The organism is Alteribacillus sp. HJP-4 (assembly GCF_042139015.1).
GTDB lineage: Bacteria > Bacillota > Bacilli > Bacillales > Marinococcaceae > JBHIKY01.
On record NZ_JBHIKY010000029.1, the window covers coordinates 31,914 to 40,044 of the forward strand.

Below are 8,131 nucleotides of genomic sequence, written 5' to 3' on the forward strand. Positions count from 1 at the left end.
GCGCCTCCTTTATTTCGGTTTTGTCCCGCGGATGTATTCGGCATCAAACAAAAACAGTCTCATTAATAGATACAGGGATGGAATTAACAAAGCAAACCCTGCCAGAAACGCAATAATAAGGGCCTGGGCCATCGTTTCATTAACAAAGCCGTCATAAATCGTGAGATGCGGATAAAGCAGGTACGGTAGATGAGTCGCACCATAGCCGAACCAAGCTGCAAAAAACTGCAGCATCACGAGCAGAAATGCAATCCCGTGATAGCGTCTCCGGTAAATCAGGAAGACGGCCCCGGCATAGAACAGAAACGAAAGCACAAACATCCAGCTCATTTCAAGGAGCCGTTCAAAGTGATCCGGGTTGTGGCCGCTGATCGCAAAGAAAACTAATAGACTTGCTAAAATCGTCGGCCCTGCCCAAAACAGGGTATATTTTCGAAAAAGCCAATAGGACGGCACATCTCCTGCCTGATAAGCGTAATACGTTAAAAACGCTGCCGAGATATAAAGCACACAGACAATTGCTAAGAAGACGACACTCCAGGAATACGTACTCGTCAATAATTCTCCAAGCATCAGCTCAACCGTATCTCCAGTCATGGAAAGGTAGCCGCCTTCTGATATTGTTAAAACTGTCGTGAAGGATGCCGGAATCAACAGGCCACTCGCACCGTACAAAAATGAATACACTTTACTGTCCCGGGCACCGTACGTATTAAAGGCATAATAGGAGCCTCGGATCGCGATAAGAACAATCGACAAGCTGCCCGGCACGAGTAAGGCGGTCCCGAAATAATAGGCTGTATCCGGAAAAAATCCGATGATACCGACAAAAAAGAAGACGAGAAACACATTCGTCACTTCCCACACTGGTGACAAATATCGCTGAATTAATCGGTCCACCTGATAATTTTTAGAACTTACCTTGTTAAAAAAATGAAAGAAGCCTGCTCCAAAATCAATCGAGGCAACGATCAGATAACCGTATAAAAACAGCCATAAAACGGCGATGCCGACCACTTCAATCGTCATTCTCGATCACCCCGGCTTTCAATTCCCCTCTGCTCCAGCTCATGCTCGACTGGATTGTGTTTGTACATCCGTCGGAGAACAAGGCTGCATGAAATTCCGAGCAGGGCATATAATCCGATAAACAAATACAGCATCGAGTCGACATGATCTGCTGTTGTGGCTCCTTCCGGCGTTCTCATAATCCCGTACAGAATCCAGGGCTGTCTGCCGATCTCCGCGAACACCCAGCCAAATTCAATTGCGAGAAAAGAAAGCGGCCCGCCGATAAAAATTCCACGCAGCAGCCATTTATTTGAGAGCCAGCTTTTTTTCCACCAGGAAAAGGCGACATATAAACCGGAGATCGCAAACAGATACATTCCGATGGCAACCATTCCATCAAATAAATAATGCACAAACAGCGGCGGCGTGTCTCGTTCAGGAAACTCCTCGAGCCCTATCACTTCAGAGCCAGGATCTCCGTGCGCAAGCACACTGAGCGCATACGGAATTTCAAGCGCATAGGATACATTATTATCGTCATCCAGAACCCCCCCGACGATTAATGGTGCTTCCGTTTCCGTTTCAAAATGCCATTCTGCTGCCGCAAGCTTCTCCGGCTGGTATTCAGCAAGATATTTTCCAGACAAATCTCCAATAAGAACTGTTGCAATGGAAAATATAAAAGCAGAGGTCATCGTCATATGCAGTGCTTTTTTGTGATAGACATGGTTGTTTCCTTTCAGAAGCTTATATGCTGCAATCATACCGAGCACAAAGGCAGACGTTAAGTAGCAGGTAACAATGACATGAGCGGTTTTAGTCGGCGTTGCCGGATTAAACATCGCAGCAAGTGGATCAATATTAGTCAATACACCATTTGTTATTTCAAACCCCTGCGGAGCGTTCATAAATGAATTAACAGTCGTGATGAAAAAAGCAGAAAAGGATGCTCCGATAACGACGGGGATGAGAATAATGAAATGAAGTGCTTTGTTCTTAAAACGATCCCACGTATACAAATAAATACCGAGAAAAATAGCTTCAAAGAAAAACGCGAATGTTTCCATAAACAGCGGCAGCGAAATCGTCTGACCAGCCAGCTGCATAAAGTTCGGCCACAGCAGGCTAAGCTGCAGACCAATCGATGTCCCTGTGACGACACCGACGGCTACCGTAACGACAAATCCTCGTGCCCACCGTCTTGCAAGAAGCCGGTAATGCTCATCATTTTTACGCAGGCCCATCCATTCAGCCAGTGCAATCATTATGGGTATACCTACACCGACAGTGGCAAACAGGATATGAAACCCCAGCGTCAGGCCGGTTAATATCCTGCTGTAAATGGCGGGATCGTATTCCATAAACATACGCTTCCTCCTTTCTGCTTTCTCCTCCATGCTTACAATGAAAAAAGTGGAGACGTCTCATCTACTAAAGAGAATTCCCCACTTGATTATAGACTTTTACGTTCAAAACTAAACGTTTTTATGGATCGTTTCCAACGTGCTTTTATCTGTATTTCTTACAAGAGTAATAAGTAATTCCTTTGCCGCTGCATAATCATCGATATGCAGCATGGAGGCGGCAGTATGAATATAGCGGGAGCAGACGCCTACTACAGCGGACGGTACACCTTCATTTGTTACATGCACCCTTCCGGCATCAGTCCCTCCCTGGGATACAAAAAATTGATAAGGTATATCATTCGATTCAGCTGTATCAAGAATAAATTCGCGCATTCCCCGGTGAGTAACCATCGTCCGGTCGAAAATACGGAGCAGTGCTCCACTTCCCATCTGCCCAAAAGCATCCTTGCCGCCTGTTGCATCATTGGCCGGGCTGGCATCCATTGCATAAAATACGTCCGGTTTAATCATCGAAGCTGCCGTCTGGGCTCCCCGAAGTCCTACTTCCTCCTGCACTGTAGCACCAGAATAAAGGGTGTTAGGGAGGGTTTCCTTATGAAGATCTTTTAAGAGCTCTATCGAAAGTCCAACTCCGTAACGGTTGTCCCATGATTTCGCAAGAATCTTCTTGTCGTTTGCCATCGGAGTGAATGGACATATCGGCAGAATCTGCTGGCCGGGCTTAATTCCAATTGATTCGGCATCCTCTTTGTCGTCTGCTCCGACATCTATGTACATTTTCTTAAGCGGCATCGGCTTAGAACGCTGTGAATCCTCCAGCAGATGCGGCGGAACAGAGCCGATTACCCCAATAACCGGTCCGTGGTCGGTAATAACCTGTACACGCTGAGCAAGCAGAACCTGGCTCCACCATCCTCCAAGCGTTTCAAAACGTATCATTCCATTTTTATTAATCGATTTAACCATGAAGCCTACTTCATCCATGTGACCCGCAGCCATTACAACCGGTCCATCCTCCGGCCCGGATTTCCTGCCGAACAGACTGCCCAGGTTATCCTGAACGAGCTCATCACTATACTTTCCTAGCTCTTTTTTCATATACTCCCTGACCTTATGTTCAAAGCCCGGCGCACCCGGCAGCTCTGTTAAGGTTTTAAACATATTCATCGTGTCCTGATTCATACATGCACACCTTTCGCCTAGCGTAATAACTTACATTTTACCGAAATAAAATGTTTTTTTCTACCATTCCCTTCGGTTATTGATTGGAAAATTTCATCGTTTTCGATATACTAAGAGGAAATCAGCTAGGAAAGGCAGGTTATGGTATGAAAACGAAAGATATTCTTATTGGAGCAGGTGTTGGATTTTTGGCAGGGTATGCATTAAAAGAGTATACAAACAAAGACCAGATATCCCCAGAGAAAGCATTAAAGACTGTAAAAGAAAACATTCAGGACCACATTCCTGTGAACGGCTCCTGGATTCACATGACTCCCGAAAGCTATAAAAAAGACGACCTCGAATATAATGTGTACCGCGGCGGTATTTCCAGCACAAAGGAAGGCGAGACGAAGCAGATGGACTTTATCGTCGATGCCAAAACAGGAACAATACTTGAGTTAACATCCTAATACGCTCCAGCACGATTTGCTTTCCGCAAAAATTCAAAAAAGGGCACGGCTTTCAAAGCCGCTGCCCTTTTTTCTTATTTGACTGGTTTTTTCAAGGCACCGAGCAGCAATGCGGTGACTGCTGCCCCAATTAGTATCGAAACAACGTACATGATGGCACTTCCGCCCTGAACGGTCGGGATGACAAATAATCCGCCGTGAGGAGCCGGGAGTCCGATGCCAAAAATCATCGCAAGTGCTCCGGCCGTAGCAGAACCGATAATAATGGACGGAATCACCCGGCCTGGATCTGCAGCCGCAAATGGAATCGCGCCTTCTGTAATAAAGAAGGAACCGAGAAAATAATTGGATACTCCAGCTTCTCGTTCTTCCTTTGTAAATTTATTCTTAAAAATCGTCGTCGCTATTGCAATTCCAAGCGGCGGCACCATTCCGCCGGCCATGATCGCTGCGTGCGGACCAAAGTTTCCTGCATCTATCATCGCAATACCGAACGTAAAGGCTGCCTTGTTGACAGGTCCACCCATGTCAACCGCCATCATCCCTCCGAGAATGATGCCAAGGATAACAATGTTTCCTGTACTCATGCCTCCGAGCCAGTTTTCGAGAAACGTATTAAATGCACTGACAGGTGTATTAATGACAAAGTGCATCAGCAGGCCGACAATGAAAATACTTAATACCGGGTAGAATAAAATTGTCTTAATACCATCAAGAACCTTCGGTAGACCAGAAAGCATCTGTTTAAGCAGAATGACTATATAGCCTGCCAGGAACCCGGCAATTAATCCACCGAGAAAGCCTGCTCCTCCGGTAGTTGCCATCAAACCCCCGATCATCCCCGGAGCAAAGCCGGGACGATCCGCTATGCTCATCGCGATAAAGCCGGCAAGCACTGCGACCATCAATTGAAAGGCGTGCTCTCCCCCAATGCTGTTCAGCGCCGCTGCAAAGGCATTGTAGGAGGGATCTTCAGGGTCGGCTGAATTAATTCCGAAAAAGAAAGAAATAGCAATGAGAACCCCGCCGCCAACCACAAATGGAAGCATGTTTGATACTCCATTCATGAGGTGCTTGTAAAATCCGCTTCTTCCTTTGCTGCCGGAAGCCTGGGCACTGCCTCCGCCTTCGCCTTTGTAAATAGGTGCTTCTCCGCCGCTCGCCTGCTGAAGAAGCTCCTTCGGCCTGCGGATACCATCGGTTACGCCCCGCACGAGAACTGGCCTGCCATCAAAACGGTCCATTTCCACCTTCGTGTCTGAAGCAATGATAATCGCTTCGGCGTTAGCAATTTCCTCTTGTGTCAGCCGGTTTCTGACACCGTCAGAGCCGTTGGTTTCTACTTTTATGGAAAGGCCGAGCTCCTTCGCTTTATCCTTCAGCGCGTCCGCCGCCATGTAAGTGTGAGCGATTCCGGTTGGACAGCCTGTTACCGCAAGAATCTGCACAGCTCCGCTTGAAGAACTTGATACCGCCTGAGAGGACTGCTCTTCTTCATCCGCGCCAAGCTTTTCTTTTTCCTTTTCATCAATCAGCTGTAAAATCTCTTCATTAGAATCCGCTTTAAGCAAAGAAGCTCTGAAACCTTCATCCATCAGTAGTGTCGATAGACGGGACAGTGTCTGCAGATGTGCTTCATTGGCTCCTTCACTTGCAGCAATCATAAAAAACAAATGAGATGGCTGGCCGTCAAGAGATTCATAGTCTGCCCCTTCAACAGACCGGCCAAATGCAATGGCTGGTGTTTTAACCGCATTCGTTTTCGCATGCGGAATTGCGACACCTTCACCAATGCCTGTGGTGCTTTCAGCTTCTCTTGCAAGAATGGCTTCTTTATAACCTTTACGGTCATTCAAACGTCCGCCGCGATCGAGTACATCGACAAGCTCGTCAATGATGGCATCCTTCTGTGATGCCTGCAAATTGAGAATCATCGTATCTGTTTTTAACAGCTCAGTAATTTTCACTCTACTTCACCCCTTTATAATATTCAGCCGTTAAGTGGCCTGAAGCTCCTTTATCGTGACTGCCTGCTCAAGTCTCTCTACCTCTTCTTTTGTACAAAACCCCTCTGAATAAGCAGTGGCACTGCCTGCTGCTACTGCATAAGCAAGAATTTTTTCAGGGTTCTCTGTGTGCTGATGCTTCGCGAGAAATCCAGCCACAAGCGAATCTCCTGCCCCAACGGAGTTAACGAGTTTTCCAGCCGGTGGCTTTGCCAGCAGAACTTTGGCGCTGCTGATATATAATGCTCCTTCTCCCGCCATTGAAATCACTGCGTGGTTCACCCCGTAATCAGCAATTAACCGTTTTCCAGCGACAATGATTTCATTAAGGCTTGATAAGGATGTTTCGTATAATTCAGCCAATTCAAGATGATTTGGCTTGATAAAATAAGGAGAAGCAGCGAGTGCTTTCTTGAGAGGCAGGCCGCTTGAATCAAGGTAAACATTAATTTCCTTGTCACAGATCACATCCATAAATTGTTTATAAATGTGGGGTACAAGATTTTTTGGCACACTGCCTGCCAATACGAGCTGATCGCCATTATTCAGTCCAGCCAATTGCTTTTCAAGCTGCTTTATATTAGCTGTAGTGATTTCCGGGGACGCCCCATTAATCTCTGTCTCTTCTCCACCACGTATTTTTACATTAATTCTTGTGTCTCCGTTTACTTCGATAAAATCTGTCGAAATATTCTCTTCTGCCAGTGTGTCTATTACATATTTTCCAGTAAACCCGCCGGCAAACCCAAGCGCAGCACTCGTTTCTCCAAGTACATGCAGTACTCTTGATACATTAATCCCTTTTCCGCCGGGGTATTTTAATTCTTTTTCAGTTCTATTGATAATACCGGTTTGAAAGTTTGTCAGTTCAACGACATAGTCCACAGCAGGGTTAAGCGTTACTGTATAAATCATGTTGTCACGACCTTTATTTGTGTTTCAGATTGCAGCTCCTGCTGCTGATCTGTAGCCAGCTTGTCTGAAGTGATGATCGATGCTTCATCGAGAGAAGCGACACGGGCGAAAGATACCTCTCCAATCTTTGCCTGATCTGCGAGTACATACGTTTTCGCTGACAGGGATAGAGCAGTTCTCTTAATAAGAGCTTCGTCCGGGTCCGGAGTTGTATATCCAAAGCGTTTGTCTATGCCATTTATGCCGAGAAAGCAGAGATCAAACCGAAATTCACGAAGTGCGGCAGCGGCTTTGTCACCAACGAGTGCCGCCGTTCCCTGTTTCGCCTTCCCTCCAAGGACGTATGTGTCTATTCCAGCGTCTAGCAAAATCTGTACATGCGGAATCCCGTTTGTGACCACTACGACATCCTTGTGCTCTAAATATGGAATCACTTCCAACGTCGTTGTACCGGCGTCAAGAAACAGGCAGTCCTTCTCTTTAACCAGGGCAGCAGCAGCGGCAGCAATTTTTTTCTTTTCCGGCTGATTAATACTCTGCTTTTCCACGAGCGTAGCTTCATCCGTCTTTCGTTTCGACAAGGAAGCCCCGCCATGTACACGCTTTACTGCACTTTCTTTTTCTAAATCAGTAAGATCCCGGCGGATCGTAGATTCCGATGCTCCGGTATTCTTTACAAGTTCTTGTACAGAAACGACATCTTTTTCCTTTAATGCAAGAAGGATTGCGTCTCTGCGCTGGGCATTCAACAAGAGAACCACCCCTTTCTCCCAAATAGGAAAGCAAGCGCTTTCCTTTTTTTGTTACTATTATTCTACAACCATTTTCAATCAAAATCAATCATTTTTAATCATTTAATGATTTTTTTTGAATGAAATTGATTGATTTTGAATAAGAAAAAAACGGGCAACACCCGCCCGATCGAGTTTGTATCAAAAGTTGTTTTATAAAATTTTCATCCCTCCTTTGGTGGTTGAAATCATATCAAAACAAGTTATGGGGCTGTAGCAAAAGCCCCTTTTTATAGAAAAAGTAGTATCCTAAATAGAAGATAGCAGGGGACAAGTCCGAAGACTCCTGTGGGAAGAGCAGCGAGGCTGCTGAAAAACCTGCATTTTATCTCCAACAAAAACGGAAGTTCAAAAAAGGACCCTTTTATTCCTCTATTGGAATAAAAGGGTCCTAAAATTTCAGATGT

The 8,131-nt window shown here is 45.8% G+C and carries 7 protein-coding genes; 1 reads left to right on the forward strand and 6 read right to left on the reverse strand.

Going from position 1 to position 8,131, the window contains the following annotated elements:
- Nucleotides 1-9 precede the first annotated feature (9 nt).
- The 3 genes from ACE4RR_RS18825 to ACE4RR_RS18835 form a co-directional block, all read right to left on the reverse strand.
- Complete coding sequence (locus ACE4RR_RS18825; RefSeq protein ID WP_375536998.1) at nt 10-1,029, reverse strand: cytochrome d ubiquinol oxidase subunit II; 1,020 nt, start codon at nt 1,027-1,029, stop codon at nt 10-12.
- Nucleotides 1,026-2,378 (reverse strand): cytochrome ubiquinol oxidase subunit I, encoded by a 1,353-nt coding sequence (locus ACE4RR_RS18830; protein ID WP_375536999.1) that lies wholly within the window; start codon nt 2,376-2,378, stop codon nt 1,026-1,028. Before ACE4RR_RS18830 ends, ACE4RR_RS18825 begins: the two co-directional genes overlap by 4 nt.
- 108 nt (nt 2,379-2,486) lie before the next feature.
- Complete coding sequence (locus ACE4RR_RS18835) at nt 2,487-3,560, reverse strand: M42 family metallopeptidase (protein WP_375537000.1); 1,074 nt, start codon at nt 3,558-3,560, stop codon at nt 2,487-2,489.
- Between the two features lie 146 nt (nt 3,561-3,706).
- Between ACE4RR_RS18835 and ACE4RR_RS18840 the strand changes: the two genes are divergently transcribed.
- Complete coding sequence (locus ACE4RR_RS18840; protein WP_375537001.1) at nt 3,707-4,012, forward strand: PepSY domain-containing protein; 306 nt, start codon at nt 3,707-3,709, stop codon at nt 4,010-4,012.
- Nucleotides 4,013-4,086: 74 nt separating this feature from the next.
- Here ACE4RR_RS18840 and ACE4RR_RS18845 read toward each other — a convergent pair whose 3' ends face one another.
- Genes ACE4RR_RS18845 through ACE4RR_RS18855 form a run of 3 tightly spaced genes read right to left on the reverse strand, consistent with a single transcriptional unit; the run spans nt 4,087 to nt 7,682 of the window.
- Nucleotides 4,087-5,979 (reverse strand): PTS fructose transporter subunit IIABC, encoded by a 1,893-nt coding sequence (locus ACE4RR_RS18845; protein ID WP_375537002.1) that lies wholly within the window; start codon nt 5,977-5,979, stop codon nt 4,087-4,089.
- A gap of 30 nt (nt 5,980-6,009) precedes the next feature.
- Complete coding sequence (gene pfkB, locus ACE4RR_RS18850) at nt 6,010-6,933, reverse strand: 1-phosphofructokinase (RefSeq protein ID WP_375537003.1); 924 nt, start codon at nt 6,931-6,933, stop codon at nt 6,010-6,012.
- Nucleotides 6,930-7,682, reverse strand: coding sequence for a DeoR/GlpR family DNA-binding transcription regulator (locus ACE4RR_RS18855; protein WP_375537004.1), 753 nt, complete (start codon nt 7,680-7,682; stop codon nt 6,930-6,932). The genes pfkB and ACE4RR_RS18855 overlap by 4 nt, the downstream gene beginning before the upstream one ends.
- Between the last annotated feature and the right edge of the window lie 449 nt (nt 7,683-8,131).